23 protein-coding genes are annotated in these 26,144 nt (G+C 61.7%); 13 read left to right on the forward strand and 10 right to left on the reverse strand.

Going from position 1 to position 26,144, the window contains the following annotated elements:
* Nucleotides 1-5 precede the first annotated feature (5 nt).
* Nucleotides 6-1,433, forward strand: a complete 1,428-nt coding sequence (locus ACFWEM_RS01970; protein ID WP_378532706.1) for an aminobutyraldehyde dehydrogenase — start codon at nt 6-8, stop codon at nt 1,431-1,433.
* Between the two features lie 533 nt (nt 1,434-1,966).
* Complete coding sequence (locus tag ACFWEM_RS01975; RefSeq protein WP_378530667.1) at nt 1,967-3,568, forward strand: N,N-dimethylformamidase beta subunit family domain-containing protein; 1,602 nt, start codon at nt 1,967-1,969, stop codon at nt 3,566-3,568.
* 87 nt (nt 3,569-3,655) lie between these two features.
* Here the strand turns inward: ACFWEM_RS01975 and ACFWEM_RS01980 are convergent, their stop codons facing one another.
* Nucleotides 3,656-4,342 (reverse strand): nucleoside/nucleotide kinase family protein, encoded by a 687-nt coding sequence (locus tag ACFWEM_RS01980; RefSeq protein WP_378530669.1) that lies wholly within the window; start codon nt 4,340-4,342, stop codon nt 3,656-3,658.
* 124 nt (nt 4,343-4,466) lie between these two features.
* Here ACFWEM_RS01980 and ACFWEM_RS01985 point away from each other — a divergent pair, with 124 nt between their 5' ends.
* The 5 genes from ACFWEM_RS01985 (at nt 4,467) to ACFWEM_RS02005 (ending at nt 10,556) form a co-directional block, all read left to right on the forward strand.
* Nucleotides 4,467-5,060 (forward strand): TetR/AcrR family transcriptional regulator, encoded by a 594-nt coding sequence (locus tag ACFWEM_RS01985; RefSeq protein ID WP_378530671.1) that lies wholly within the window; start codon nt 4,467-4,469, stop codon nt 5,058-5,060.
* Between the two features lie 45 nt (nt 5,061-5,105).
* Entirely contained in the window at nt 5,106-5,984 is an 879-nt protein-coding gene (locus tag ACFWEM_RS01990) for a crotonase/enoyl-CoA hydratase family protein (RefSeq protein ID WP_378530673.1), read from the forward strand.
* Nucleotides 5,985-5,998: 14 nt separating this feature from the next.
* On the forward strand, nt 5,999-7,642 hold the full coding sequence (locus ACFWEM_RS01995; protein WP_378530675.1) for an AMP-binding protein: 1,644 nt from the start codon (nt 5,999-6,001) through the stop codon (nt 7,640-7,642).
* A 99-nt stretch (nt 7,643-7,741) separates the two neighbouring features.
* Nucleotides 7,742-9,295 carry an acetyl-CoA hydrolase/transferase family protein gene (locus ACFWEM_RS02000; protein WP_378530677.1) on the forward strand — a complete coding sequence of 518 codons (1,554 nt, stop codon included), beginning with the start codon at nt 7,742-7,744 and terminating at the stop codon, nt 9,293-9,295.
* A gap of 37 nt (nt 9,296-9,332) precedes the next feature.
* Nucleotides 9,333-10,556 carry a PucR family transcriptional regulator gene (locus ACFWEM_RS02005; protein ID WP_378530679.1) on the forward strand — a complete coding sequence of 408 codons (1,224 nt, stop codon included), beginning with the start codon at nt 9,333-9,335 and terminating at the stop codon, nt 10,554-10,556.
* Here ACFWEM_RS02005 and ACFWEM_RS02010 read toward each other — a convergent pair whose 3' ends face one another.
* Nucleotides 10,557-11,384, reverse strand: coding sequence for an SDR family oxidoreductase (locus tag ACFWEM_RS02010; protein WP_378530681.1), 828 nt, complete (start codon nt 11,382-11,384; stop codon nt 10,557-10,559). It abuts the gene before it with no gap.
* Nucleotides 11,385-12,139: 755 nt separating this feature from the next.
* Between ACFWEM_RS02010 and ACFWEM_RS02015 the strand changes: the two genes are divergently transcribed.
* Complete coding sequence (locus ACFWEM_RS02015; RefSeq protein ID WP_378530683.1) at nt 12,140-12,799, forward strand: PucR family transcriptional regulator; 660 nt, start codon at nt 12,140-12,142, stop codon at nt 12,797-12,799.
* Nucleotides 12,800-12,803: 4 nt separating this feature from the next.
* Here ACFWEM_RS02015 and ACFWEM_RS02020 read toward each other — a convergent pair whose 3' ends face one another.
* The gene (locus ACFWEM_RS02020) at nt 12,804-13,151 is read right to left on the reverse strand and encodes a hypothetical protein (RefSeq protein ID WP_182261544.1); all 348 of its coding nucleotides are present in this window, start codon (nt 13,149-13,151) and stop codon (nt 12,804-12,806) included.
* A 225-nt stretch (nt 13,152-13,376) separates the two neighbouring features.
* Between ACFWEM_RS02020 and ACFWEM_RS02025 the strand changes: the two genes are divergently transcribed.
* Together ACFWEM_RS02025 and ACFWEM_RS02030 are read left to right on the forward strand one after the other, a co-directional pair.
* On the forward strand, nt 13,377-14,462 hold the full coding sequence (locus tag ACFWEM_RS02025; RefSeq protein WP_378530685.1) for a TerC family protein: 1,086 nt from the start codon (nt 13,377-13,379) through the stop codon (nt 14,460-14,462).
* A gap of 175 nt (nt 14,463-14,637) precedes the next feature.
* Nucleotides 14,638-15,567, forward strand: coding sequence for an alpha/beta hydrolase (locus tag ACFWEM_RS02030; protein WP_378530687.1), 930 nt, complete (start codon nt 14,638-14,640; stop codon nt 15,565-15,567).
* On the opposite strand, the gene ACFWEM_RS02035 is transcribed toward ACFWEM_RS02030, so the two are convergent.
* The 5 genes from ACFWEM_RS02035 to ACFWEM_RS02055 form a co-directional block, all read right to left on the reverse strand.
* A complete protein-coding gene (locus ACFWEM_RS02035) occupies nt 15,550-16,203 on the reverse strand; it encodes a Dabb family protein (protein ID WP_378530689.1) in 654 nt (217 codons plus the stop codon). The genes ACFWEM_RS02030 and ACFWEM_RS02035 overlap by 18 nt on opposite strands.
* A gap of 10 nt (nt 16,204-16,213) precedes the next feature.
* Nucleotides 16,214-16,561, reverse strand: coding sequence for a hypothetical protein (locus ACFWEM_RS02040; protein WP_378530691.1), 348 nt, complete (start codon nt 16,559-16,561; stop codon nt 16,214-16,216).
* Between the two features lie 60 nt (nt 16,562-16,621).
* A complete protein-coding gene (locus ACFWEM_RS02045; protein WP_378447516.1) occupies nt 16,622-18,112 on the reverse strand; it encodes an MFS transporter in 1,491 nt (496 codons plus the stop codon).
* Nucleotides 18,113-18,266: 154 nt separating this feature from the next.
* Complete coding sequence (locus ACFWEM_RS02050) at nt 18,267-19,730, reverse strand: benzaldehyde dehydrogenase (protein WP_378530693.1); 1,464 nt, start codon at nt 19,728-19,730, stop codon at nt 18,267-18,269.
* 92 nt (nt 19,731-19,822) lie between these two features.
* Entirely contained in the window at nt 19,823-20,713 is an 891-nt protein-coding gene (locus tag ACFWEM_RS02055; RefSeq protein WP_378447514.1) for a LysR substrate-binding domain-containing protein, read from the reverse strand.
* A 124-nt stretch (nt 20,714-20,837) separates the two neighbouring features.
* On the opposite strand from ACFWEM_RS02055, the gene ACFWEM_RS02060 reads away from it, so the two are divergent.
* The 3 genes from ACFWEM_RS02060 (at nt 20,838) to ACFWEM_RS02070 (ending at nt 24,311) form a co-directional block, all read left to right on the forward strand.
* Entirely contained in the window at nt 20,838-22,205 is a 1,368-nt protein-coding gene (locus ACFWEM_RS02060; RefSeq protein ID WP_317826081.1) for an NAD(P)/FAD-dependent oxidoreductase, read from the forward strand.
* A gap of 66 nt (nt 22,206-22,271) precedes the next feature.
* Nucleotides 22,272-23,024, forward strand: coding sequence for an IclR family transcriptional regulator (locus ACFWEM_RS02065; protein ID WP_378530695.1), 753 nt, complete (start codon nt 22,272-22,274; stop codon nt 23,022-23,024).
* A gap of 99 nt (nt 23,025-23,123) precedes the next feature.
* On the forward strand, nt 23,124-24,311 hold the full coding sequence (locus ACFWEM_RS02070; protein WP_378530697.1) for a 4-hydroxybenzoate 3-monooxygenase: 1,188 nt from the start codon (nt 23,124-23,126) through the stop codon (nt 24,309-24,311).
* Between the two features lie 30 nt (nt 24,312-24,341).
* Here ACFWEM_RS02070 and ACFWEM_RS02075 read toward each other — a convergent pair whose 3' ends face one another.
* Both ACFWEM_RS02075 and ACFWEM_RS02080 read right to left on the reverse strand, forming a co-directional pair.
* Nucleotides 24,342-24,698 (reverse strand): DUF4440 domain-containing protein, encoded by a 357-nt coding sequence (locus ACFWEM_RS02075; protein WP_378530699.1) that lies wholly within the window; start codon nt 24,696-24,698, stop codon nt 24,342-24,344.
* Between the two features lie 48 nt (nt 24,699-24,746).
* A complete protein-coding gene (locus ACFWEM_RS02080; RefSeq protein ID WP_378530702.1) occupies nt 24,747-26,066 on the reverse strand; it encodes a ClC family H(+)/Cl(-) exchange transporter in 1,320 nt (439 codons plus the stop codon).
* Between the last annotated feature and the right edge of the window lie 78 nt (nt 26,067-26,144).

The raw sequence follows: 26,144 nt of genomic DNA on the forward strand, positions 1-26,144 counted from the left end.
CGACCATGGGCGTCGAAGTCTTCGGCCACGTCATCGACGGTGTCTGTGAGACATCACTTGGAAATCTGTCCCAACTGGTCAATCCTGCGAACGGCGAAGTCTATGCGCGTGCGGCCGTTGGTTCTGCGGAAGACGTTGATCGAGCATGTCTGTCTTCGGAGATCGCTTCGAGGAAGTGGCGTCGATCAACGCCTGCGCGGCGTCAAGAGTTGCTACTGGCACTGGCGGACGCTCTGGAATCGAATGCGAAGTACTTCCTCGAGGTTGAATGCCGCAGTACCGGAAAGCCTCTCAGGCAGGTGCGAGACGACGAGATCCCGCAGTGTGTCGATTTTCTGCGGTACTTCGCTGGTATCGCTCGCTCATTGCCGGGTACTGCCGCAATGGAATACACCGAGGGCGCCACCTCGTATGTCAGGCGTGAGCCGATCGGTGTAGTCGGTGCAATCGCACCGTGGAATTATCCGCTGATGATGGCGGTCTGGAAGATCGCGCCGGCACTCGCGACGGGAAACACCCTCGTGCTCAAACCGGCTGAAGAGACTCCGGAAACTGCAGTAATGCTGGGAGTTCTTGCTGCGCAGATCTATCCGCCTGGAGTGCTCAATGTGGTGTGTGGCGATCGCGATACCGGAGCCGCGCTTGTCGCTCATCCGGCGCCTCGCATGATCGCGCTGACGGGGTCGACGAGAGCGGGTATTTCGGTCGCCAAGGCGGCATCCGAAGACGTCAAGCTTTTACACCTCGAGCTCGGAGGTAAGGCTCCAGCTGTCGTGTTTGCGGATGCGGACCTGGACGGAGCAGTCGCGGGGATCGTTGCCGGCGCCTTTTACAACAGCGGTCAAGATTGCACCGCTGCAACGAGGATTCTCGTACAACAAGAGGTAGCGGAAGAGTTCACCGAAAAGTTGACGGCTGCGGCCGCGGACTTGAGGTTGGGAGGCCCGGACTCGGGCGATTGTCTCGGCCCTCTGGTCAGCCGCGCTCATCGTGATCGGGTGGCAGAGTTGGTAGAAAGACGTTCCACAAATGCGAACGTACGTGTTGGTGGAGGGAAGCCTGCCGGATCTGGTTTTTTCTATCTGCCGACTGTCATTTCCGGGGTGCGGCAGGACGACGAGTTGGTTCAGGAAGAGATATTCGGGCCCGTTGTCACGGTGCAGTCGTTCTCCACTGAAGTCGAGGCGATCGAACTTGCGAATGGGACCAAGTACGCTCTCGCGTCGAGTGTGTGGACGTCCGATCACGGCACTGCGATGAGGATGACTGCCGAACTGGACTTCGGCTGCGTCTGGGTCGGCGTGCACGGGGCTCTCACCGCGGAAATGCCGCACGGCGGCTTCGGTGGTTCGGGTTACGGGAAGGACCTGTCGGAGTTCGCGCTCGCGGAGTACACGCGGGTCAAGCACGTCATGCACGTCACGAAGCCATAGTTCACTCGAATTCGATTGCGCTGCCTGGGGTCGATCGTCCCCAAGCGTCACACGACATGACGGCACTTCATGAGGTCCAATCGTCACTGGAAGACAAACCTGACGGACGGTTGTTGCGCGAGAGTAAATTGCCGAATCGTTTCACTGCAATATATTGACAGCGCTGAAACGATTCGGCACTCTCGTAGTTCGTTGGGCAACATCGGATGAACCTCGAATGAATCTCGGATGAACCTGGCACCCTCGTTTCAGTCCAAAGCGCATGCTTGCGAGAACTCACGGAGTCACTTCATGATCGACGGAACCGTCCCGCGGCAGGTGGGCAAAGATCCCACCTTGTATTCGCCCATCCAGAGGATTTGGACTGGAACGGTCGACAGCGGGCATACGGTCTTCCATGGCGTCACTGTCGCGCCGCCGCAGCCGGCCGTCCCGGTCCGGTTTGCGGCCCGCGGACCTATGCCTGCAGGTACGGCGCGCTACGGCTGCTTCACGCCCTCGGGCTTGGACCCGTCGATCGAGCGGCCTGTGGCGTGAGCGAATACGCGTGGTCGGTCCCCGGTGGTTTGGTCGAACGGCCGGGGATCAGTCCGGGAGGGCCGGAGATCTGGGTGTACGCAGACAAGTTCTCGTATTTCGCCGGCGACACCGTCTCCATTCGGGTGCACACCACCGCTGACGAATACGACCTCGAGGTGGTGCGAGACGGCGCGCGTCCGCAGAGCATCGTCAAGTACCTCGGTCTCCCGGGAAAACAACAGTCGACGCCCGACAACGCCTATGCGGTTGGTTGCGATTGGTCGGAATCCGTTGCCTTCACAGTCGCCCCGAACTGGGCGTCGGGAATGTACTTGATCGTGGTCCGAATGCGCCATGAAGGTGTGGTCGTGGAACGGGAGGGTTTCTTCATAGTCAAGGCGCGTGAAGCCGACCACGCCGACTTTGTTCTCATTCACACGACGAGCACGATGTTGGCCTACAACGACTGGGGTGGGGCAAACCAATACCGGGGTGTTCCGGACGGTTCCGGAGACGTGGCGACACCGATCTCCTCGACGCAACGTCCCATTGCGCGAGGTATGTTGCGCAAACCCGAAGGCGCAGCGCGTAATACCCATACCGATACGCCGGGAGTTAGATGGATTCCGCGCCACCCGCCGTACGAGTGGGCCTGGGTGAACGGCTACTCGCGCCACCACGCTGACGCGTTCTGGGCCACGTACGAGCGCCCCTTCACGGTGTGGGCGGAAGAGCAAGCCTTTCTTGTACACCACGTCACTCAGCATGACCTGCACGAGGATCCTTCAGTACTGCAAGGGTATTCATGCGCCGTCATCGTCGGCCACGACGAGTGCTGGTCATGGGAAATGCGTGACCGTATCGACGCGTTCGTCGAAGGCGGAGGTGGTTTGGCGCGATTCGGCGGGAACTTCCTGTGGCAGATACGCATCGAAGGTGAGGCGCAGGTCTGCTACAGGGACCCTTTCGAAGATCCGATTCGTGAGGTCGACCCGACGCGGGTGACGACTGCGTGGGATTCGCCCGAAATCAGCCGGCCAGGTGCGTGGACTATGGGTTCGACCGGTATGGCCGGCGTCTACAGCCGTTACGGCGCAACAACTCCCAGGTCTTCCGGCGGTTTCACGGTGTATCGCCCTGACCATTGGGCGTTGAACGGAACCGATCTGTATTACGGCGACAACTTCGGAAACTCTCAATGTATTGCCGGTTTTGCCATGGACGGCGTGGACTACACGTTCAGGAAGGGTCAGCCGTACGCCACCGGAGTCGACGGTGCACCCGAAGATTTGGAGATCATTGCGATGGCACCGGCGGTAGCCGGTTCACGGGACAGATGGAACGGAACGAGTCCGATCGGTGCACCCTTGGCGGCCGCGCGGGGAATCGTCGAATGCTTTTACGGGAGTGATCCACCTGAGCATCTTCGTGATCTCGAGTACGGATCGGGAATGGTCACCTGTCACAGGCGAGGTCGCGGGACGGTGTTCAACGCTGGTTCTGCCGAATGGGTGAACGGACTGATCAATCGCGATCCTTTTACCGAGCGGATCACCGCCAACGTGCTGAATCTATTTGCTGCGCAACTGTCGAGGTTCAACGTGGAGAACAATTGACATGATCCTCAACCATGAAATTAAATACGAACGTATGTATTGTCGGTGACAAGCCTGCATGAACTGGGTCTTCATCCCCGCGGACGGTCATTTTCGGGGTGACGCAGGTTGCTTAGTTGGTTGACGAGAAGGTGCAGGCACGATCTCGACGATCAGATCCGCGCGTGACCTGACTGCCCTGATCAGGTCGGCGTTCGGTTGATCCACCCGTTCCACCCACTCGGCAGCCGCTTCGGAACTCTTTCCGAAGCGGCTGTGGCGTGTCACCAAGCGTTCCGTGCGAGTCGCCTCCGGAACGTCCAGATACCAGACCTCGTCGAGTGTCGCACGCACTTCAGGCCACCCACCGGTCGGTAGGAGAAGATAGTTCCCTTCGGTGACGATCAACGGTGTATGTGGATCGACGGAGGTTGCACTGCCGATTGATTCGTCGATCTCGCGATCGAAGACGGGGACGTAAACGGTGGCATCCGAGGTTTGGAGCCGGCGCAGTAGAGCCGCGTATCCGCCGGCGTCGAAGGTGTCCGGAGCGCCTTTGCGTGCACGCCTGCCCAGCTTGTCGAGTTCCTGATTGGCAAGATGAAAACCGTCCATCTCGACGACGGCGCAACGAGAACCCAGTTTCCGTGCAATAGCCTGTGACGCCGTCGATTTTCCGGCTCCCGGCGCTCCCGTGATGCCGAGGATGTGCCGGCGGTTGTCGGTGATCAGGGAATTGGCGCGTGAGGCAAGTTCATCGAGCGTCAGTGAGACGGTCGGCGGAGTGGTCTCCACGCGAAGCTCCATCCTGTATGCGGGTCGGGTTCCTCGAGCGTACGCGCGGAGCCGAGACCTATTGACAGTCTAAATGGACTGTGAAACTGTGAGCCATGCCACTCGAGAAGCTGGAGGTGTGAGCGTGACTCTGCGTGATGTGCAGCGCGAAGCGACACGCCACCGAATTCTTGACGCGGCAACGGATTTATTGATCGCGGACGGGTATTCGTCGTTGACGACGCAGTCGGTGCAAACCGCTGCCGGAGTCAGTCGTGGCGCTCTGCTGCACCACTTTCCGAACATGCAGGAGTTGACTGCGGCGTTGGTGTCGAACATCGTCGTGCGGAACGAGGCGGCGGTAAGAGCGGCGATGTCTCGGCAGGATCCGTCGGTGGACACGATCGAGAACTCGATCTCCGCTTTGTATTCGGCGTTGACTCGGCCGCCGTTTCAAGCGGAACTCGAACTGTGGTCCGCAGCTCGGACGGATCCGGTTCTGGCAGAGGTACTTCGAGAATCGGAGCGCGTCGCCGGGCGGGATCTGCAGCGTGTTGTCCACGACGCTTTCGGTCCCGAAATTGTTGCTTCCGAGAACTATTCGCAGATTGCAGATCTGACGGTGCTGATGCTCCGTGGTTTGGCGCTGTCCCGCGCAGTGCAGAAGAGCGACGCCTCTGCGCGTCGTTCGATCAGTCAATGGGCAGGCGTCGTTCGCCTGCTCCTCACCCAGAACTAGCGCAACTCGTTCCGATCGAGGTGTGCTCTGTCGACAGGACCGATGATGACGGATTTTGCGACCCTGAAGTACGAGACCTCGGACGGTAAGGCGTATATCACGCTCAACCGACCCGATCGGCTCAACGCGATCGATGACGTGATGCCGTCGGACATTCGAAATGCGGTGGCAGCAGCCAACGACGACGACGATGTTCGCGTGATCATCTTGCAAGGTGCCGGCAAGGCGTTTTGCGCCGGGTACGACCTCAAGAAGTTCGCTGAAGGAGACCTCGACGGAAAGTGGAACCAGGGCCCGGTATGGGACCCCATCAAGGACTTTCGGGGGATGAAGCAGAATACCGACGACTTCTTCACGCTCTGGCGATCACTCAAGCCGACGATCTGCAAGGTTCAGGGTTACGCAATCGCCGGCGGGAGCGACATCGCGCTGTCCTGCGACATGCTGATCATGGCCGACGACGCCCACATCGGGTACCCGCCTGCGCGCGTCTGGGGTTGCCCGACGACGGCGATGTGGGTGTATCGACTGGGAGCCCAGCGGGCCAAGCGAATGTTGTTGACTGGCGACACTATTGACGGTGTCACCGCAGCCGATTGGGGGTTGGCACTCGAAGCGGTGCCGGCCGATGAATTGGACTCAGCAGTGGAAGCGTTGGCGGATCGCATTGCCGGTGTCCCGCTCAATCAGTTGGCTATGCAGAAGATGATGATCAATCAGGCGTACGACAATATGGGGCTGCAGGGCACTCAGGTGCTGGCAACCCTGTTCGACGGAATCACGCGTCACTCACCGGAAGGGCGCTGGTTCAAGGATTTTGCCGAGCGCGACGGATTTCATGCCGCGGTGCAATATCGCGATTCCGGGCGCAAGATTCCAGACGGAGGCGGGCCGCTCCCCGCGTCCGACACCCCTCCTCGATAGAAAGTGGATGTGAGATGAGCAGTGTTCTCGAAACGTCGTACTTCCCCGCTGACGTGTCGGACCCGATTGCGGAACAAACCGTGGGCGGGCTGCTGCGAGAGTGCGCCGCGGACTCACCGAATCTGGTTGCAATCAGAGAAGTAGTTCCGGCGCAATCATATTCGTTGTCCGGGGCCGCCCAAACCGATCGTACGTGGACCTTCGCGCAACTGCTGGACGAAGCGGAGGGGTGTGCTCACTACCTCTTGTCCCAGTTCGATCGCGGAGACCGGATCACCGTCTGGGCTCCGAACGTTCCGGAGTGGATGATCCTGCAATACGGCGCCGCGCTCGCCGGAATGGTTCTGGTGACTGCCAATCCGGCGTTGGGTGCGGAGGAACTGGCGTACGTCTTGTCGCAGTCCCAGTCCCGCGGGCTCTTCCACACCGGAAAGTTCCGCGGCGGTGACATGGCGGCGGTGGCGTCCGAGGCAATTTCGATTGCGGGAGAGGAGGTTCTGGCAGTCAACTTCGAAGACTGGGATCGTCAGGTTCGAGGTTGGACCGGCGAGCGGGGCGCTCTGCCGGAAGTCTCTCCCGATGACAATGCGCAGATTCAGTACACGTCGGGAACCACCGGTGTGCCCAAGGGTGCATTGCTGCATCACCGAGGTTTGGTCAATAACGCCGATTTCGTCAGCCGGAGAGGTCAATTCCCCGAACGGGGTTCGGTCGTCTCGGCCATGCCACTGTTCCACACGGCCGGATGCGGCATCCTGGTTCTCGGTGCCGCACAGCGAAGAATGTCCATAGGCCTGATCCAGTACTTCGATCCGGTTGCGGTTCTCGATGCGGCAGAACGCTTTCACGCCGACGTCGTCAGTGGAGTACCGACGATGCTGATCGCCATGATTAACGACGCGACCTTCGCCAGCCGCGATTTCTCGGCGTGCTCAGTGGTCGTATCCGGTGGATCGTCGGTACCGCCCGAACTCGTCAGCACGGTGGAGTCGGCATTCGGTGCGGGATTCAGCATCGTCTACGGACAAACCGAAGCCAGTCCCGTGATCACGCAGACCAGTCCGGCCGACACCCCCGAAGACAAGTCGGAGACGGTCGGCCTCGCGTTGCCACAGGTCGAGGTGAAGATCTCCGACGTCGTGACCGGGGACAGCGTTCCGCTCGGCGAACAAGGTGAGATCTGCGCTCGCGGGTACCTCGTCATGACCGAGTACTTCCGCAATCCAGAGGCCTCGACCGCGACCGTGGACAAGGACGGGTGGTTGCATACCGGCGACTTGGGGACGATGGATCAACGTGGATACGTCCGGGTCACCGGACGCCTCAAGGACATGATCATCCGCGGCGGGGAGAATATCTATCCGCGTGAGGTCGAGTCCGTAATTTTTACGCATCCGAAGATCCTCGATGTGGCGGTCGTCGGTGTTCCCGACGAGGTGTGGGGTGAGCGCGTGGTTGCCGTCATCCGCTGGAAGGACGAGTCCGATCAACCGACTGCCGCCGAACTGATCGAGTTCTGCAACGAACGACTAGCGCGCCACAAGGCACCCAAGGAATGGTTCAGCGCGGAAGCATTCCCACTGACAGGCTCGGGCAAGATCCAGAAGTATCGGATCGCGAGCTTGGTCGGCGAAGGCGTGTACGGCGTCGTCAGCTGATCGGAGCACACAGCACGTCGGAGCACATAGCACGTCGGGGCGATTCTGTCTGGGTTATCCCCGTAAATCGCTTCGACGTGCCGTGTTTATCCTGATGGCGTGAGTTCAACCCTCGGTGAGACCGGACACAAAGCTATCTCCAACCGCATCCGCGCCACAGCCTTTGCGTCGAAGGTGATGTCCGCATCCGACGCCGTGAAGTTCATCAATCCGGATGACACTGTCGCGATCAGCGGTTTCGCAAGCGCCGGTACGCCCAAGGTCGTCATCCCGGCCCTGGCCGAGCGTATTCACCAGACCCGCGGCAACGGATCGAACTTCACGATCAATCTCCTGACCGGTGCTTCGGTGTCCACCGAGACCGAAAGGCTGCTCGCCGAAGTCGACGGAATCGCACTGCGTATGCCGTATCAGTCCGAGGCCACCGCACGTCGCCGGATCAATGACGGTCGCATGGACTACGTCGACATCCATCTCTCCCACGTGGCTCAGCAGGTGTGGGAGGGCTACTACGGCAATGTCGACGTCGCGGTGGTCGAGGTCGCCGGTATCACCGAATCGGGTGAACTGATTCCCTCCGCGTCGATCGGCAACAACAAGACGTGGCTCGACGTCGCCGACAAGGTCATCCTCGAGGTCAACTCCTGGGTGCCCGAGGCGATGGAGGGTATTCACGACGTCTATTACGGCACGGCGTTGCCGCCGCATCGCAAGCCGCTCCAGATCATCCGCGTCGAGGACCGGATCGGCCAGACCACGTTCCGGGTGGACCCGGCCAAGGTGGTGGCCGTTGTCGAGACCAACTGCCGAGACAGCGCGAGTCCGCTCTCTGCGCCCGACGCCGTCAGCGAGGCGATCGCCGGGCACGTACTGGAATTCTTCGACTTCGAGGTGCGCGCCGGACGGATGCCGGCCGATACGTTGCTTCCGCTGCAGGCGGGCATCGGCAATGTCGCCAACGCGGTGCTCGGAGGTCTCGATCGCGGGCCGTATCGCGGGTTGACCTGCTACTCCGAGGTCATCCAGGACGGGATGCTGAAGCTGATCAAGGACGGCACCGTCGCGCATGCGTCGTCGACGGCTTTGGCGCTCACCGACGAAGGCATCGAGGAACTGACTGCGAACATCGACTTCTACCGCAACCACATCACGCTCCGTCCGCAGGAGATCAGCAACCACCCCGAGGTGGTGCGCAGACTTGGAATCATCGCCATGAACGGGATGCTCGAGGCCGACATCTACGGCAACGTGAACTCGACGCACGTCATGGGGACGAAGATCATGAACGGAATCGGCGGTTCGGGGGACTTCGCCCGCAACGGCTACGTGTCCATGTTCCTGAGTCCGTCGACGGCCCGCGGCGGCGAGATCTCGGCGATCGTGCCGATGGTTCCGCACGTCGACCACACCGAGCACGACACTCAGGTCTTGGTCACCGAGCAGGGGTTGGCTGATCTGCGCGGTTTGTCGCCGCGGCGCCGCGCACGCCTGATCGTCGACAAGTGTGCTCACCCGGAGTTCCGGCCACTCCTTCACGATTACATCGCTCGCGCCGACGCTCAACCGGGTGCCGGGCAGACTCCGCACCTCCTGGGCGAGGCATTCTCGTTCCATCAGCGCTACATCGACACGGGCTCGATGCGGCTTTCCTGACGCCAAGCAAGGCCGCGCACAGTGAGAGAATGCGAGGGTGAGCCGAACCGGGGTACCTGACGACGCCATACGCCGGGTCGCGGCGGCAGGGGCCGACGACGCCGGTGGCCTACCCGTCGATCTGCTGGGCGACTTCCTCGACGTGCTCAGCGACGCTGTCTGTGACGGGAAACCGCTGCAGCGTCGTCAGTTGCACCGTTTCCGTGCCCGCGGTGAAGAAGCAGCGCAGCAGGGTGTGGCCCTGAGAGCGCTGCTCGATCTGTACCTCTCGTCGGCCTGGCGTCTGTGGCGTGAGCTTCCCGCTGTTGTTGCGGCGCAATCGGATCCGAATGCCGTCGTGGCGGCCGGCGAAGTCATGCTCCGCGCCGTCGACGATGCCGTGGCCGAACTGGCCGAAGGATTTCAGCTGGCCAGGCGATCTCTGGTCCGTTCGCAGGTATCGGCACGCCGTGAGTTCGTCGATGACTTGTTGACCGGCGGCGCCGACGTCGTCGGATTGTTGGGTCGCGCTTCAGGATTCGGTCTCCACCTCAGTGGTCCGCATGCCGTCGCAGTAGTGACCGCAGCCCGCGAGTTCACCGACGACAACCCTTTGGTGCGAGCTGTCGAACGTGCCGTTCTGGGCAGCAAAGGTGACGCCGACGCGCTGGTTGCCAGCAAGAGCGGCAAACTGGTCGTCGTTTTCGCCGCGCCGGATCGCGATGCCGTCGACCACGTGCTGGCCGGGATTCGGTCGGCTCTCGGACCGGGGACAGGCGCCGTAACCGATAACGACGGGCGAGTGCAGTTGCAGCGACGCGTATTGGACGGCACTTGGCAGATCGCGGTCGGGCGCCCGCGCGCCACCGCTTCGGGCGTGGTGGCGTCGTACCGGGAGGCACTCGACGCACTCGACCTGGCGCAGCGACTGTCGTTGAACGCACCGATCATCGACGCTCGCGATCTGCTGGTCTACCGGGTTCTGGTCAACGACAGACCAGCGGTCACCGACCTGATCCAGACGCTTCTCACGCCGCTGCTCGAGGCACGCGGCGGCGCTGGGCCGATGATCGACACCTTGCTTGCGTACTTCTCCGCCGGCGGCAACACGGCGAAGACCGCCCGAGACCTGCATCTGTCCGTCCGTGCGGTGACGTACCGCTTGGACCGCATCCGCGAACTTACCGGCCAGAACGTCAACGACCCCAACGACAGCTTCGCGCTGCACGCAGCTGTGCTGGGCGCGAAGCTGCTCGATTGGCCTGCCACCGAGCTGACCTGATCAGCTTGCGCGGGCACGCTCCTCGTAGGCGGCACGTGCCGCGGTGTCGACGTCGCCGAGAAACTGCGTCTCGACGCCGAACAGGCGGCTCAATGCCTCGTACGGTCGCCGGGGGAAGAACCCTTGCGCCTGGACGAGTAGTCCGGATGCTCGCGTAATGCGCACGCGTGGTCGAGGTTTGGTGATCAGTCCGACGATGGCTTCGGCGATTTCTTCCGGCTGAACCTCGCGGAATCCCTTCATTCCCGAAGTGCCCGAGGTGAGTTGGGTGTTGGTGAGCGTCGGCAATACGGCCGAGACGTGCACTCCGGTGCCACGAACTTCCTTGCGGACCGAATCGGTGAATCCCAAGACTGCATGCTTGGCGCCGCAGTAGGTCGACAAACCCGGGCAGGGGAGTTCGCCGGCAAGCGAAGCGATGTTGATGACGTGTCCGCGCCCCCGCGGCAGCATCCGTCGCAATGCGAGCTTGGTTCCCGTGATCACCCCGAGGACGTCGATCTCGATGATGCGCCTGGTCACGGTGTCGTCCTCGTCGACGATCCGGCCGACCGGCATGATGCCCGCATTGTTGACCAGTACGTCGATCGGGCCGAGTTCACCTTCGACGGTGTCGAGGAAGTCGAAGAACGATGCGGGATCGGTGACGTCGAGGCGGCCGAACGTGCGGATGCCCAAATCCTGCGCCGCCTGCATCAAAGTGCCTTCGTCGATGTCGACGATCGCGACCGTCGCACCGAGGCTGATGAGCCGCTTCGCGGTGGCGTATCCGATGCCTCGGGCGCCGCCGGTGATGACCACTACCTGACCGTCGAAAGGCTTGTTCATTTGCTCCAGCGTCTCCAAAGATAGGGGATGGGGTTGCAGTGAGGTAAATCTGCAGCGCCGTGAAACTGCAGTGAGATGTGATTGTGGACCAGCCGAAGCCGGGTTACTAGGGCTTGATGCCCGAACTCGAACGCTAGGTTTGTGACAAAGTCACAATTGGGGCCACGAATCGGGGAGACGGATATGGACACATCGGAGTTGGACGGCTGGATTGCAAATCTCGCCCCCATCTATCTCCAGCCGGAGGTGATCGACGGTTTCGTCCAACGCATCGACGACGCCATTGCCATGGCCAATCCGGAAGTCGCAGCGGACAGGGAGCTGCGACGCGATGTGGATGCAAGCACCGCGGCGCAGCTCCGCGTCATCGTGGCCGCGATCGCGGGTGGTTCCCAGGAGGTCACGCCGCCGGCGGAGTCGGTTGCGCTTGCGCTCACCGTTGCCAGGCGCGGAATGGATCTTCGAGTCCTGCTCAAGATCTACGGCGCCGGACGCCTCGCGATGCTGGGTTTCGTCGACGAGTCGATCGAGGCACTCCCGATCGGTCCGGAACTCAAACGCGCACTTCTCGTTCGGGTGTGGGGTTCGGCGATGCGATGGCTGGAGGTGACCACCGAATTGTTGGTGGCCACATATGCGAAGGAGCGGGAGAGCCTGGCGCGCGGCGCTTTTGCGCGTCGATCCGAGACCGTTCACGCGATCGTCGCCGGCGAGCTCTTCACTCCGAAGAGGTTTCGCAGATTCTCGATTACCCGATGCGGCGCCACCACACTGCATTTGTTCTCTGGACGGACGACACCGACCCGGCTGCAGACGTATTGGCGCGATTGGACTCGTATGCACGTTCCTTGGTGGGCGAGTCGAACGGCGAGCGTGTGCTGACGCTACCTTCGGGTGCGCGCGAGGTGTGGTCGTGGGTCGCGCATTTCGGCCACCTGGAGTGGGCGTCGCTCGATCATGCTCGGAATGCGGATCTTCGTGTCGCAGTGGGGGCCAGCGGTTACGGAATGGAGGGATTCGCTCGCAGTCATCGCGAGGCGCTCGCCGCGCAGCGCGTCGCAGTCCGCTCGACGGGTTCTTCGCCCGTCACCGTCTACGAGGACGTTCAGGTTCCCTGTCTGCTTACCGAAGATCTGGGCGAACTGCGTGCGTTGGTGGCTCGGGAACTGAAAGGCCTGGCCGGCACGGACAGCGTCACGACGCGTATCCGTGACACCGTCCGGGTCTATTACGAGAACAATTGCACTGCAGCGGCTACGGCCGCGGCGCTCGGCCTGCACAAGAACACTGTGCGGTATCGACTCGATCAGGCCGAAAAGCTACTAGGTCGCAGCGTGGACGATCGGCGCCTGCCGACGGAGTTGGCGCTCATCGCGCTGGAGAGCTACGGGGTCAGCGTCTTGCCCGCCGGGTGATTCGTTATTGCATGTCGTCGAGGCCGGGGAGCGAGTAGCCGGAGTTGTCATCCCAATCGGCAGGGGTGTCGTCGAGTGAAACGTCCCAGTCTGCGTCCGGCACTGCTCTGCGAAGCTCGGTCAGAGCGTTGAACCAGTAGACGAGCGAAGGAATTACCTCGGTCGGATCGCTCGAGATCTTGGTCGAACCGTTGAGCAGAGTGTTGGGGATATCCGACGGGTAGAGGTCCAGGACCTCGTAGTCGAACGGAAATTCGTCGTTGTGGACGGCGATGAGTCGGTCGACTTCGGCCTTCTCGTCGTCGGTCAGCGGTGTAGTGCGGACGGCGGAGTAGTACAACGAGGTGCTCATGCTTGCCAGGCTAGAACAAGATGCCTTCCAACGGCGGTTTCGGCCGCAACACCCTCAGATTGCAGGGTATCGGCAACTTCAGGTCTAAAAGTCGTCGATATTTCGACAGGGATGGATAGAAGTCGGCAAGGAACACTGGAGAAGACGGCGAGACGGCCGTCCGAACCCAGTGAAGGAGCTCCCCGTGACCGCAGTCATCAGTGCCATTCGGGTAGGTGGTCAGCGATGAACGTTCCCATGTGGGCGTGGGCCGCGTTCGCCGCAGTCATCGTCGTCATGTTGCTCATCGACCTGCTCGCCCACCGCGGCGCGCACGTCATCGGCTTCAAGGAAGCGGCCTGGTGGAGTGCACTCTGGGTCGGTTTGTCTCTCGTGTTCGCGGTGGTTGTCACCCTGACCTTGGGGGTGAACTCGGGCGTCGAATTCACCACGGCCTGGCTGTTGGAGAAGAGCCTCTCCGTCGACAACCTCTTTGTGTTCGCCCTGATCTTCGGTTACTTCAAGGTGCCCCGTGAGTACCAGCACCGTGTGCTGTTCTTCGGTGTCATCGGCGCGCTGATCTTCCGCGGTATTTTCCTCGCCGCCGGCGTTGCCGTGGTCAGCAAGTTCACGGCCGTGCTGTTCGTCTTCGCCGCCATCCTGCTCTACAGCGCGTACAAGCTGCTCAAGGATGACGACGAGAGCTTCGATCCGGGAACCTCGCTGGCAGTTCGCCTGCTGCGCAAGATCATGCCGGTCCGTGAGGAATACGCCGGAACCAAGTTCTTCGTCAAGGAAGCCGGAAAGCGCGTCGCAACACCGCTGTTCGCCGTCGTCGTCGCCATCGAAGCTGCCGACCTCGTGTTCGCAGTCGACAGTGTCCCGGCAGTGCTGGCAGTGAGTGACGATCCGTTCATCGTGTACTCCAGCAACGCGTTTGCGATCTTGGGACTGCGTGCCCTGTACTTCCTGCTCTCGGGTCTGCTTGAGAAGTTCCACTACCTTTCCAAGGGTCTGTCGATCATCCTCGCCTTCATCGGCGTGAAGCTGATCATGCAGGCCAGCCACAAGGTGATCAGCACGTCGATCCCCGAGATTCCCTCACTGGTCAGCCTCGCGGTGATCATCGTGGTGTTGGCAGGCTCGATCATCCTGAGCCTCAAGAAACCGCTACCGCAAGAGCCTGAGGCAGAAGAGGTTGCGCCCGGTGACACTCCGGTCGAGCTCGGGAAGGCAGGCAGTGAAGCCGAGACAGAGGCTTCGGGCATCGAGCTCGCGGCCGGCGATCGTGATGACGACGACGACAAGGTAGATGCTCGCAGTAGGAGCTGAAACCTGATCGGCTGAACCGAATCGAAAAGGGAGACCACACAACGAGGTGTGGTCTCCCTTCTCGTTTCTCACGACTCTCGCTACAAAACAGACCACTGATCGGGAGGGTGTGTTCTCACTCGGCCGTGGGCGATTTACCTTGGCGAATGCCCGACGTCCGAGATCAGGAGTGCCCATGACAATTCACGCGGAAGTCGTCACAATGCTGGCCACGCTCAACGCAGCATTTCCGGACGTCACCAGCTTCGACCCGTCGGAGTTACGCGCTTTGCTTCGGAATCGACGAGCTCCGCTGGAGCGGCTTCCCGACATGCGTGCGGTCGAAGATCTCGCAATCGACGGCCCCGGGGGAGATCTGTCGATCCGCGTCTACCGCCCGCGCACTTCGTCCGACGCCATTCCGCTGGTCGTCTTCGCTCACGGCGGAGGCTTCGTGTTCTGCGACCTGGACAGCCATGATGAATTCTGCCGGTCCATGGCGGAAGGTGTCGGCGCCGTTGTGGTCTCCGTCGATTATCGTCTGGCCCCTGAACATCCCGCCCCGGCAGCACACGACGACGTGTATGCAGCAGTGGAGTGGGCAGCGAAGCACGCGGCAGAGTACGGCGCTGACCCGAGCAGGATCGTGCTGGCCGGTGACAGCGCGGGTGGCAATCTCGCTGCGACAGTTGCCATTGCCGCCCGCGATCGTGGAGGTCCGGAGGTTGCGGCGCAAGTTCTCATCTATCCCGTGATCGACGACGATTTCGACACCGAGTCCTACCGTCTCTACGGCACCGACCACTACAACACGACCACGGCCATGAAGTGGTACTGGGACCAATATGCGCCCGAACGCCGAGATGACGTGCGGGTGATACCTACTCGGGCAGAGTCGTTCGCCGATCTTCCAGCGGCCGTCATCGTGACAGCTGAGCTGGATCCGCCGTGCTCGGCCGGCGACGAGTACGCGAAACTACTTGCCTCGGCCGGCGTCCCGGTGCAGCATCATCGCTTCGACGGGCTATTTCACGGGTTCCTCACTATTCCGTCGTTGTCGCTCACGGAACCTGCACGACAGAAAGTTTGGGCGATGATTCGCGAGGCGTCAGCCGTCACTCGATAGGAGTTCTTCGCTCAATTCGCCGAAGGTATGACAGATTCTGTCCCGAACAATGACTTCGGTGCATTCGGGGTCGAACCATCGATCAACGACGCCCCAATGGATCGGATGGTCGAGGTATTGGGTCTGCAGTGACGCGAGATCGGTGAACTCCTGCTCCCACACATGGGTCCACGGTGCTTCGTCACATGCAGATGGTGCGCCGGTCGCTGCGCTCACTCGACTGAGCCGCCAGGCAGCGATCGAGGAGATATGCGCGGGCATCTTCAGCAAGTCGCTTTCGAAGCGTTCGATTGCGTCCTCGGGGGTATGGGGTGCAACGCGAATCAGCAGCGCTCGGTACACCCCGTTCGGGCCGGTGGCGCGCGAGCGACCCTCGGTTCCGGAAGCGTACTCGGCGCCGTGAAAGCGCTCGACGGCGTCGTGGTGAAGTCCGGCGTCAACGGCACCTCGAGCGGCCTGCCACGACGCTTCGTCCTCGAACTGGAGATGCATGATCAGCTCTCCGCCGTTGATGACGCCGGGCAGTGTGGCGGTGACGAGATGGCGAACTGATCCAGACGATTCTGCCACTGCTGCAATGGTGTTCATCGCATTGACCCAGCTGGCCGAGTCCGCGGTGTCGGCTGCAAAAACCACCCTTGTGACGTTATACATCGGCCAGTCCGTCGACGTCGTCGGCAGCGGCAGCCATGGTGCGGCTTCGTTCGGCAATGAGCGGAGCCATTGCGTCCCACCATTGCCGGAGAGTGGCGTCACCGCGGCTCGAACGAGTCATCGCCCACCAACCGGCGGTCCCCTCGACGGTCCACGTGATCGTGACGATGTTGGACTCGTCCTCGGCCCACAGCGGCGGACTGACAAGCATGTTGTCGAGAGTCAGGTTGCGGCGACTGGCATTCGGCAGGTAGCCGGCGCGAAACTCGTCGACGAACTTCTTCCCACATCCGGGATTCGTGACTATCCGGTCGATCACGTAGAGCGTCTCACCTGGCATCTGCGCAGGCTACGGTGCGCTTAACCCCCTGCGGTACTTCCGATCTCACGCAGCGGGAGGTTATTCCGTGGAGGCTGGGGAACGCGCCGGGCGCAGACCAAGCCACCCGACCAAACCGACGAGGGCGAAGGCCACGGCGGCGGTGACGAACGTGACGGTGAAGGCGGATTCGCTGGGCAGAGCGGCTACGCCCTCGGGAAGGTTCGCGATGGTCATCGAGGCGAGAATCGTGGTCACCACTGCACTGCCCATGGCGCTGCCGGTGGAACGGGAGATCGAGTTGATGCCGTTGGCTATTCCACTCTGGCGATGCGGAACACTCGACATGATGATCGCGGGCATGGCCGCGTAACCCAGGCTGACGGCGGTGCCGATCACGATGCCGGCACCGATGACCGATGCGGTGTGCGTGTGGTCGTACGCGAGCCAGGCGAATGGCACCGCACCACAGATCGCGGTGAGTCCCAGGACGAAGCGTGGCCCGCGCACTCTGATGAGGCGCCCGCCGATCGGTGCTGCGATCAGCGAGGCAATCGCTCCCGGCAATAGGAATTCCACCGACGCACGCAGAATGCTGGCGTCGAATCCGTATCCCGTGAGGGCGTGGGGAAGTTGCACGAGATAGGAGATGCCCAGGAAGTTGGCGAACATTCCGAAGCCCAGCATGACCCCTGCCAGGTTCGCCATCATCACGGGCCGGTGGACGAACATCCGCATGTCGACCAGCGGTTCGTCGACGATCTTCTCGATCCAGACCCAGACTGCGAACATCACGATCGAGCCCAGGAAAACACCGATGGTCAAGGGCGAGATCCAACCCCATTGGTGGCCTTGCGAAATCGACAACAGGAGCAGAAGGAGTGCAGCGCCCAGGCTCAGCGCACCGATGACGTCGACGCGCCCACCGCTCTTGTGCTTGGTCGCCGGAACCAGCGTGATGACGGCGACGAGGGCAAGCAACGCGAACCCGGTGGCCATCCAGAAGGCGTTGCGGTAGTCGGCATCCGGAGCCGATGTGAGAAGTCCGGTGGCCACGAGGGCGAGTCCACTGCCGAATGCAAGAGTTCCGCTGACCAATGCCATCGCACCGGGGAGCTTGTGCGGGCGAACCTCTTCGCGCAGAACCGAAAGAGCCAGCGGGAAGATGGCGGTGGCAGTTCCCTGGAGGACGCGTCCGAGAATGAGAAGTGGCAGATTGTGTGCCAGCGCGGCGACGATCGAACCGATGACCATCACGATCAGAACGCCGACCAGCGTGCGCTTCTTTCCGTGCTGATCGCCGTAGCGGCCCAACAGGGGAGTGAAGACGGCGGCCGAGAGCAATGTCGCCGTCGTCACCCAACTGATGCCGGCCGCGGATGCGCCCAGATCGGACTGAATGCGTCCCAAAATCGGAACGGGCAGCGTCTGCATCATCGAGACGATCATCGCGGCCAGGCTGAGGGCCCCGATGATGACGGCCTCGCGGCGCGGGGATGTTACGACGGATATATCCGGGGTGTCGCAGACCGTTGGTTGCGCAGCACTGTCGGTCGTCACTGAATTCGTCAAGTGGGTCCTTCTCGGGAATTACAAGAGAAAATGCTTAATGTGGCGAAGTAATTTTCTCTGGATGGTAAGTCCGCGAGATCGATCCCGTCAATGCTGGTCAGTGAGCCACCGGGACACGCCTGGTATTTGTCAAATCAGCTCGGTGTTTGTCGAACTAGAAGGGGTAGACCGGGAGTGTGCTCTGGGCCGTCACCCACTGCGTTTCGGTGAAGGCGTCGAGGTTTGCGCCGATACCGCCGACGCGGCCGCCGTTACCCGAAGATGCCATGCCGCCGAACGGGATGACGGCTTCGTCGCCGACCGTCTGATCGTTGATGTGTACGAGGCCGGTGGGGATCTGTTGAGCGAGTTCGAGTCCGCGCATGGCGTCGGAGGTCAGAATGCCCAGCGACAATCCGTATTCGGAATCGTTGGCTATGGCGACGGCTTGTTCGACGGTGGCAAAGGAGGTCACCGGTGCGACCGGCCCGAAGACCTCGTCGGCGAAGGCCGGGGCGGTCAGTGGGGTGTCGGCCAGCACGGTGGGCCGGTAGAAGAGATCTTCGTAGGTGCCACCGGCAGCCAGTTTTGCTCCGGCCGCGATGCTTCCGGTGACCAGGGAGTGGATGTGGTCGCGTTGTTTGGCGTCGATAATGGGGCCGAGTGCGACCTGACCGGTGAACGGGTCGCCTACCGGAAGCTTGTCGGCGCGTTCGGCAAGGAGTGCGGTGTAGTCGGCAGCGATACTTTCGTGGACCAGTTGACGGCCGGTGGTCATGCAGATCTGCCCCTGGTGCATGAACGAGCCGAAAGCGCCGACAGATGCGGCCTTTTCGAGGTCGACGTCGTCCATGACGATCAGCGCGTTGTTGCCGCCGAGTTCGAGATGCGCTCGTTTGAGGTGGCGGCCTGCCAGTTCGCCGACAGCCCGTCCGGCGCGGGTCGACCCGGTGAATGCGATGACGCGAACGCTCGGATGAACCACGATTGCCTCACCGGCGTCAGCCCCGCCCGGCAGCATGCTGAACACTCCGGCGGGCAAGCCGGCTTCTTCGAAGATGCGAGCGAGAACCACACCGCCACAGATCGCCGTGCGCGGGTCAGGCTTGAGGATCACCGAATTACCCAGTGCCAGTGCGGGAGCGACTGCCCGGATCGACAGGATGATCGGAAAGTTGAAAGGTGCGATGACGCCGACGGTTCCGACGGGTACGCGACGAGAGAAGCTCAGTCGAGGTTGCTCCGAGCGCAGCACTTCACCTACGGGGTGTGCGGCCAGGGCTGCGGCGTTGTAGCACTCCTCGGCAGCGGTATGGGTTTCCAGTCCGGCCTTGGCCGGGATGCTGCCTGCCTCCCGGATCACCCATTCGCCGATTTCGTCGGCGTACTGCTCGAACAATTGACCGGCGCGGCGCAGAACAGCGGCGCGTTCGGTGTAGGGGCGTGCTGCCCAATCCTTCTGAGCTGCAGTAGCTTTTGTTGCAGCGGCTGCCACGTCGTCGGGTGTTGCCATGCCCACCGTCGTCAACTGCTTGCCCGTGGCCGGTTCGACGACGATGCGATCTTCGGCGTTACCGCGGACCCATTCACCGTCGAAGATCTTCGATTCCCACACAGGTTCGCTCAACAAACTCGACATGGCCGCTCCTCGAGAAAGGGATGCGACTGCGCGCCGCATCACATGGTTACCCACCACGTTGCTCTGTGAGGAGGTCGATCGCCATCGCACTTTCATTCAGTGAAAGACGGGTTCATTGCGTCCTTGAGTGCTTGGATCAGATCGGCGAACTCGGTGGAGAAGGTGATGCCGCTACGGGTCACCCCGGACACCGGAATTCGCAAGCGGCCGTGCGATTCTCGCATGAAGCTGATTCCAGCACGTGGAGATTCGCCTGCGGTGATCGAATACAGCAGCGTCCAGGCGCGAGGGTTGGTGATCACGTCCAGCGTGGCGGTGTGATCGCTGGGAATTGCGGGGCCAAGTTGTACGCGTCGATCTATTTCGCGAAACGCGTCCTCGACCACCTTGTGGATGAGCACCTGGCTTTGGCGTGGCGGCAAGAGCAGGGGATATGCGGCCAGGTCGTTGAGGTCGACGCTTTGCTGACCGGCCAGGGGGTGCCGACTCGACATGACGACCAAGAGGTCCTCGACGCCGAGGTCCAGGGGCTCGAGTCCGGGGCGGTCGACGCCGCCGCGAATCAGCGCGATGTCGGCGTCACCGGAGGCCACGGCGTCCATGCGGTGGGCGAAACTCTTGATGACGAACTCGACGTCCAGGTCGGGGTGAAGTTCGCGCACGTGTGCGATGGCGTCCAGCGTCTGAGCGGCAAAGCTCATGTTTCCGGTGATCCGGATCCGGGCTCGTGGGTCGCGTGCGACGGAGTACGCCATCGTTTCGAGGCTGAGGACTTGCTGCGCGATGGGCACGAGTCGCGATCCTGCCGGGGCAAGGCGAACGGCTCGGGTCGAGCGTTCGAAGAGTGTCGCGCCAAGCTCCTTCTCCAGTCGCGCGACCTGATGGCTGATCGCCGACTGCGAGATGAAGCAGCGCTCGGCAGCGCGACTGAAGCTCAGTTCCTCGCTCACGACGAGGAAGTACTTGAGTTGGCGGAAGTCCATGAGGACAGCTTACTTATGAGCAATCGAGATAACAGTCTTGCGAATACTCCAGCTAGCTGGACCGGACCCATGATCAGTCCATACCGTAATAGTCATACTTTCAATTTGGTTGAGGAGATTTGTTGTGGATAGAACAGCTGCGGGTCGCGCAGACATCGACGCGACTGGACACGAGCAGACTCAGGTAGTGATCGTCGGTTCGGGATTCGGAGCCCTCGCCGCGGCCAAGACCCTCGCGAAGTCCAAGACGCCGTTCGTCCTCATCTCCGCCACCACCGAGCACCTCTTCCAGCCGCTGCTCTACCAGGTGGCAACGGGTGTTCTGTCGGCCGGCGAGGTTGCTCCGCCCATCCGCACGATCCTGCAGAAGTACCCCAACGCCGACGTGCGCCTCGGCCGCGTCGTCGAGGTCAACGCCGAAGAGAACACGGTCGTCTACGAAGCCTCGGGCACCCGCCATACGCTCGGATACCGCTCGCTCATCGCAGCCACCGGTGCCACGCAGGCGTACTTCGGTCATGACGAGTTCGAGAAGGTCACCTACAAGCTCAAGACCGTCGAGGACGCCGAGGTGCTGCGCAAGCAGATCCTGCGCTGCTTCGAAGAAGCCCACACCACCAACGACGCGCTGGTTCGCCGCAACCTACTCAGCTTCGTTGTCGTGGGTGCAGGCGCGACCGGCGTCGAGCTCGCCGGACAGATCAAGGAACTGGCGCGTCGCTACTTTGCGAAGGCCATCAACAACATCAGTGCCGACGAGGTCACGGTCACCATGGTCGAAGGCGCCGGCGTTGCGCTTCCGGCCTTCGGCGGCAAGCTCAGTGAGTACACGCAGGCCTCGCTCGAGAAGTCGGGTGTCGAGGTAGTCCTCAACACCATGGTCACCGCCATCGACGAGCACGGTGTCACCGTCTCTTCGGCAAAGACCAAGGAAGAGAAGCGCATCGACGCCGAGACCGTCATCTGGTCGGCCGGTGTACGCGCCAACGACTTCGCCGCAGTGCTCGGAGAGGCAACCGGTTGTGAGAGTGACCGTGCAGGTCGTCTGCTCATCAATCCGGACTTGACCGTCGGCGGGTTTGCCAACGTCTTTGCCATCGGCGACATGACTTCGCTGAACGGTCTGCCGGGTCAGTCGCCCGTTGCAATGCAGGGTGGCCGTCATGCCGCGAAGACTGTGAACGGAAAGGTCAAGGCCGGAACGCCTTTCAAGTACTTCGACAAGGGCAGCATGTCGATCATCAGCCGATTCAGTGCTGTGTGTCGCGTCCGCAAGGTCGAGTTCAAGGGCACGATCGCCTGGTTCATGTGGTTGGCCGTGCACGTGATGTACCTGGTGGGCTTCCGCAACCGGTATGTCGCCGTGATGTCGTGGTTCGGATCGTTCATCGGTCACCGTCGTCCGCACTTCCATTACGCGCAGGAGCCGATGAAGATCGAGGCCGCGCCGCCGGTGACCGAACGCGAACCGGAATTGGCGCACTCCGCGTAGCTCTGCACCGCTCGAACACGTTTCGCCTGATGTCAGTCACACGGCTTTGTGAGTCACACTGTGTGAATGGCATCAGGCGACCGTTCGTTGATCGGCCGGGCATTCATCGTGCTCGGTGCCTTCGATGCGACGTCTCCTCGGTTGACTCAATCGGAGATCAGTCGCCGCACCGATCTACCTCTGCCCACCGTCCATCGACTGTGCGGGCAGCTGGTGACTGCCGGCGCCCTCGAGCGTCGGAGCGACGGCAAATACCAGGTCGGAGTCCGGTTGTGGGAAATCGGCGCTCTCGCTCCCGGGGCGCACGGTCTGAGACAGGTGGCGTTGCCGTTCCTCGAGGACCTGTACGAGGTCACTCGGGAGAACGTGCAGTTGGTTGTCCGTGAGGGGACCGAGGCGCTGTACCTCGAGCGCTTGTCCTCGCGTAGCGCCGTCACCGTGGTCGGCCGCGCCGGCGGTAGGTTGCCGTTGCACGCGTCCAGCGGTGGATTGATTCTCCTGGCGCACGGCGGAACCGAGCTTCTCGACGACGTCCTCCGAGCCGGCCTCGAGGCGTTCACACCCAAAACCATTACGTCCGAGCGGATCTTGAGAGCAACTCTCGATGAGATCAGACGCACCGGATTCGTGGTGTGTCGTGAGTATCTGAATGTCGGAACTCTTGCCGTTGCCGCTCCGGTCCGCGAAGCCGGCGGCGACGTTGTCGCAGCGGTGTCGACAGTTGTTCCGGTGGAGCAGGATCCGGCTCCCTTACTGCCGGCCTTGGCCGCGGCTGCTCGCGGAATATCACGCGGGCTTGGTGGCGGCGGGCTTCGATAGCTCAGTTTCGATCTTTCACTGAGTGAAATTTCAGCTGTTCAGGGGAGCGGTAGTGGTTGAGGGTGGTCTTAATCGCCACTCACCTCAGGAGTTCTCTGTATGTCTTCGTTGCGCACCCAGGTCGGAATCGTCGGTGGCGGTCCCGCCGGGTTGATGCTCTCGCATCTCTTGCATCTGAGGGGAATCGATTCGATCGTCCTGGAATGCCGCACCCGCGAAGAGGTGGAAGGCACCATTCGTGCGGGTGTGCTCGAACAGAACACCGTTGATCTCATGGTCGAGACCGGACTCGGTGACCGACTGAAGCGAGAAGGCCTCGAACATCACGGAATCGAGTTGCGATTCGGTGGGCGAGGGCACCGCATCGCATTCGACGAACTGACCGACGGGCGCGCCGTCACGGTGTACCCGCAGCACGAGGTGCTCGTAGACCTGATTGCGCGACGCCTCGCCGACGGCGGGGACATTCGATTCGGAGTGACCGACGCGCGAGTGCACGATCACGAATCAGATAGCCCGAGTATTACTTTCGTCGACTCGGACGGAAGCGACCAGAAGCTCGAGTGCGTCCTGGTGGCCGGTTGCGACGGGTCACGAACCGAAACGCGAAAGCTGATTCCCGAACCGTCGATCCGCACTGATCATTTCCGGCAGTATCCCTTCGCGTGGTTCGGCATCCTGGCCGAGGCGCCGCCGTCATCGGAAGAATTGATCTACGCCAACCACGAGCGTGGGTTTGCGCTGATCAGCACACGGACGCCCGAGGTGCAGCGTCATTATCTTCAGGTCGATCCGGACGACTCCGTGGACAACTGGTCCGACGATCGAATCTGGGACGAGCTGCACATGCGGGTCGACGGTGAGGGTGCGGAGATCAAGGACGGCAGGATCTTTCAGAAGTCGATCCTTCAGTTCCGCAGTTTCGTGTGCGAGCCGATGCAGCACGGCAACCTCTTTCTTGCTGGAGATGCGGCGCACACTGTGCCGCCGACCGGCGCAAAGGGAATGAATCTCGCGATTGCTGACGTCTACGCCTTGGCAAAGGCAATGGACAGTTTCTTCACCTCGTCCGACCGAAAGATGTTGGACGGGTATACCGAAACGGTGCTGCCGCGTGTGTGGCGGACGCAGCACTTTTCGTGGTGGATGTCATCGATGCTTCATCGCTTGCCAGACGACAGCGGTTTCGGCCATCGTCGTCAGTTGGCTGAGTTGGACATGGTCACGCGCTCGGTGGCCGGACGAACGTTGATCGCCGAGAACTACGTCGGAACGCCATTGACCTAGAGGGCTGTTCGCAGGTTGAACATTGTGCGGTCACAGGAGCGGGGTGCCTTGATGGTGTACCAATTGCCATCCGCTCGGTGTTCGACGCCACAAGGATGTGCGCCGCGCGCGACGCGTCCCACGAACTGAATCCCACTGCGTGAGGACGTATCCGTCGTCGATGATTCGACCGGTCATATCGTGAACTTCGATGCGGCCGCCGTCGCTCGACTCGTTCCGCAGTGATTCTACGGTCGACGGGAGGTCCCAGACGCTACCCGATGCGCCTATCTCGATGAAGTCTTCGGCAAGCAATGCGAGCACACGTGCGCTGTTGCGCCTGCATTCGACAGTTTGCAATTCCCGCTCCAGGGCGAGGACTTCCCCGACGTCGGTGCGTGGGGTCATGGATGCTCCTCTGCGTACACATCATGGCGGTGACGATGTTGATCATGATCATCCCAGAGGAGGGCGTCGAGCTTCCAGCATCCGTTCTCGGAGACTGTCGTAGATGGGGGCCGACCCTGCCACGGTAGCGACGAATACCGCTGCGGCCGTGGCCGCAAGCATCGGGACCAGCGTCGACGTCACCGCTGTCATCTCGACCACGATCACGATGCCGGTGAACGGTGCGCGTACCACGGCGCCGAAAAACGCGGCCATGCCTACGGTGGCCATGGTGATCGTGAGTCCGGCGCCGACTCCGGGCACGAAGCTCGACAGTCCGGTGAAGATCGACCCCCACAGTGCGCCGAGTGCGAGTAGGGGCGCAAAAAGCCCGCCGGGAGTTCCAGCAGCGTACGACAGCGGGCCCGTGAAGAACCGAACCACCAAGTACAGCAGCAGAATCGGCAGAACGAAGGTCCTGCCACCGACGATCATCTGTGCAAGAACGTCACCGCCCCCACTTGCCAGTGGGTCGAGGAAGAGCGTCAGGCCGATGACGGCGCCGATCGTTGCGCCGATGACTGTCGGTGGAATCCTGTCGAGTCGTGCAACGATATCGAGTAGTCCCAGAATCAAGCGGTTGTACGCGATACCCAGTAGCCCCGTGAGGATTCCGAAGACGACAAACAGTGGCAACAGTGCGAGTTGAGGTGTCGGGACGGTGCCGACCTCGAAATCTGGTTGATCGCCGATGACAAGTCGTGCACAGCCCACCGCGATCGAAACACCGAAAAGCGTTGGCAGAACAGTGCGTAGCCGGAACGAGTGCGTCACCTCCTCGCAGACGAACAGTGCGCCGGCGATCGGCGCGTTGAACGCAACGGCGAGTCCTGCTCCGGCCGTGGACGTTTGCAGCATGGCGACGTCCGGTTCGGTAAGGTGGGCCCGTCGTCCCGTTTCCGCTCCGATTGCCGCGCCCATGTGGACGGTGGGGCCTTCGCGGCCGAGGACCAGACCCGAGCCGATCGCCAAGAGGCCGCCGATGAATCTGGCGGGCACGAGATTGATTCCCGGCGGCTTCGCTTCACCGCGGGACACTGCCTCTACGTGCTGGATACCGCTTCCCTGTGCGAGGGGTACTCGTCTGACGATCAGAACAGCAAGGGCGGTGCACAGCGCAACCAGGACGACCGGCACGAGCCACCCGACGTACGGAACGTGATGTGCCCAATTCACGATCGTCTGACGAAGTTCGTCGGCCCTGATCAGACACCATCGGAACGCGCCGCCGACAAATCCGACCAGGACGCCGGCGACGGCCGAGAGTAGACACAGCAAGCCCAGTCCGCGGTTGGAGTCACGCGGTTCGGAGTCGACATCCTCGGTCATCGTGATCAGCCTTACCTGATGGTCACAACTCTCGACAGGTGAATTGAGCCTTACTCACCTTGGACGGTAACCCATCCC

Source organism: Rhodococcus sp. NPDC060176 (genome assembly GCF_042728675.1).
Taxonomy (GTDB): domain Bacteria; phylum Actinomycetota; class Actinomycetes; order Mycobacteriales; family Mycobacteriaceae; genus Rhodococcus_F.

Bases quoted from the DNA above. Each gene is read 5' to 3' on its own strand.
- ACFWEM_RS02015 (WP_378530683.1), top strand. From the start codon at position 12,140: ATGCGGCGCCACCACACTGCATTTGTTCTCTGGACGGACGACACCGAC.
- ACFWEM_RS01990 (WP_378530673.1), top strand. From the start codon at position 5,106: ATGACGGATTTTGCGACCCTGAAGTACGAGACCTCGGACGGTAAGGCG.
- ACFWEM_RS02040 (WP_378530691.1), bottom strand. From the start codon at position 16,561: ATGCCAGGTGAGACGCTCTACGTGATCGACCGGATAGTCACGAATCCC.
- ACFWEM_RS01995 (WP_378530675.1), top strand. From the start codon at position 5,999: ATGAGCAGTGTTCTCGAAACGTCGTACTTCCCCGCTGACGTGTCGGAC.
- ACFWEM_RS02020 (WP_182261544.1), bottom strand. From the start codon at position 13,151: ATGAGCACCTCGTTGTACTACTCCGCCGTCCGCACTACACCGCTGACC.
- ACFWEM_RS02050 (WP_378530693.1), bottom strand. From the start codon at position 19,730: ATGTCGAGTTTGTTGAGCGAACCTGTGTGGGAATCGAAGATCTTCGAC.
- ACFWEM_RS02075 (WP_378530699.1), bottom strand. From the start codon at position 24,698: ATGACCCCACGCACCGACGTCGGGGAAGTCCTCGCCCTGGAGCGGGAA.
- ACFWEM_RS02055 (WP_378447514.1), bottom strand. From the start codon at position 20,713: ATGGACTTCCGCCAACTCAAGTACTTCCTCGTCGTGAGCGAGGAACTG.
- ACFWEM_RS02025 (WP_378530685.1), top strand. From the start codon at position 13,377: ATGAACGTTCCCATGTGGGCGTGGGCCGCGTTCGCCGCAGTCATCGTC.
- ACFWEM_RS02065 (WP_378530695.1), top strand. From the start codon at position 22,272: ATGGCATCAGGCGACCGTTCGTTGATCGGCCGGGCATTCATCGTGCTC.
- ACFWEM_RS02030 (WP_378530687.1), top strand. From the start codon at position 14,638: ATGACAATTCACGCGGAAGTCGTCACAATGCTGGCCACGCTCAACGCA.
- ACFWEM_RS02070 (WP_378530697.1), top strand. From the start codon at position 23,124: ATGTCTTCGTTGCGCACCCAGGTCGGAATCGTCGGTGGCGGTCCCGCC.
- ACFWEM_RS01970 (WP_378532706.1), top strand. From the start codon at position 6: ATGGGCGTCGAAGTCTTCGGCCACGTCATCGACGGTGTCTGTGAGACA.
- ACFWEM_RS02080 (WP_378530702.1), bottom strand. From the start codon at position 26,066: ATGACCGAGGATGTCGACTCCGAACCGCGTGACTCCAACCGCGGACTG.
- ACFWEM_RS02010 (WP_378530681.1), bottom strand. From the start codon at position 11,384: ATGAACAAGCCTTTCGACGGTCAGGTAGTGGTCATCACCGGCGGCGCC.